At 66.8% G+C, this 1,149-nt stretch carries 1 protein-coding gene; it reads left to right on the top strand.

Annotation, left to right across the window (positions count from 1 at the left end; all coding sequences use genetic code 11):
- Window positions 1-29: 29 nt before the first annotated feature.
- Entirely contained in the window at window positions 30-788 is a 759-nt protein-coding gene (gene cobM / locus ACL02S_RS07800) for a precorrin-4 C(11)-methyltransferase (protein WP_412801612.1), read from the top strand.
- The last annotated feature ends 361 nt before the right edge of the window (window positions 789-1,149 follow it).

Consider the following 1,149-nt stretch of genomic DNA (forward strand, 5'->3'; position numbering starts at 1 on the left):
GCGGGGGCGGTGGACATACACTCGCGCGCATGACCGTGCACTTCATCGGGGCAGGGCCGGGTGCGGCCGATCTACTGACGGTGCGGGCGGTCGAGTTGTTGCGGGCGGCGCCGGTCTGCCTCTATCCGGGGACCTATCTGGATCCGGGCGTGCCCGCCTACTGCGCGCCCGATGCCGAGCTGATCGACACCCAGCACCTCGACCTCGATCAGATCACCGATCATCTGGTTCGTGCCACAGCGGCGGGTAAGGACGTGGCCCGGCTGTGTTCGGGGGACCCTTCACTGTATTCGGCGCTCACCGAACAGACCCGCAGGCTGGACGCGCACGGTATCCCCTGGGATGTCACGCCGGGCGTTCCGGCTTATGCCGCCGCCGCGGCGCTGCTCGGTGCGGAGCTGACCGTGCCGGAGCTGGTGCAGTCGGTCGTGCTGACCCGCACCAGAGCCCGCTCGACCGCGATGCCGGAGCCGGAGGCATTGCCGAACTTCGCGGCCACCGGTGCGACGCTCGCTCTGCACTTGGCCATCACCAGGGTCCGCTCGCTGGCCGCAGAGCTGACCACCGATTACGGACCCGATTGCCCGGTCGCGGTGGTCTACCGCGCCAGCCAGCCAGGGCAACTGGTCCTGCGTGGCACCCTGGCCGATATCGCCGACCAGGTCGAGGCGGCCGGACTACGGCAGGCCGCGGTGATCCTGGTCGGTCGTGCGCTCGCGCCGGCACTCTCCTGCGCTCAGTCCCATCTCTACGATCCAGCGCGAGCACGCCAGGTGGCCGAACCGTAGCTGCGAGGACTGGGCCTGCTGCGCGGCGCACCTCCAGCGCATCAACGGCAACAGCGTCGACACTGCCTGTAGTGATGCTGATCAGCTATAGACGTCGGTTGGTCGCGTGCGGAAGGCGACGGTAGATTGATCCGGTGATTCGCAATGACAGCCCGGAGGGAACCGGTCGGTGGGGCCGGGGTGCGGTCGCGCCCATGTAACAAGATCGGTCTGTTGGACAGATAGTTCAACGAACATTTTTGCCTGATTGATGATGAGAACTGAATCCGGAGCCGCAGACGCCGCACTCGAGTGAACGGAGTGGGCGTCTTCTCCGGATGGTCGGGGAGCGCTGCGTGGTGTTCCGGAAGTGAGGTTACGG

Origin of the sequence: Nocardia spongicola, from assembly GCF_047200775.1 — a bacterium.
In the GTDB taxonomy this organism is placed as follows: domain Bacteria; phylum Actinomycetota; class Actinomycetes; order Mycobacteriales; family Mycobacteriaceae; genus Nocardia.

Excerpts from the sequence above, each read along its gene's own strand:
- cobM (WP_412801612.1), top strand. The coding sequence starts at position 30 with ATGACCGTGCACTTCATCGGGGCAGGGCCGGGTGCGGCCGATCTACTG.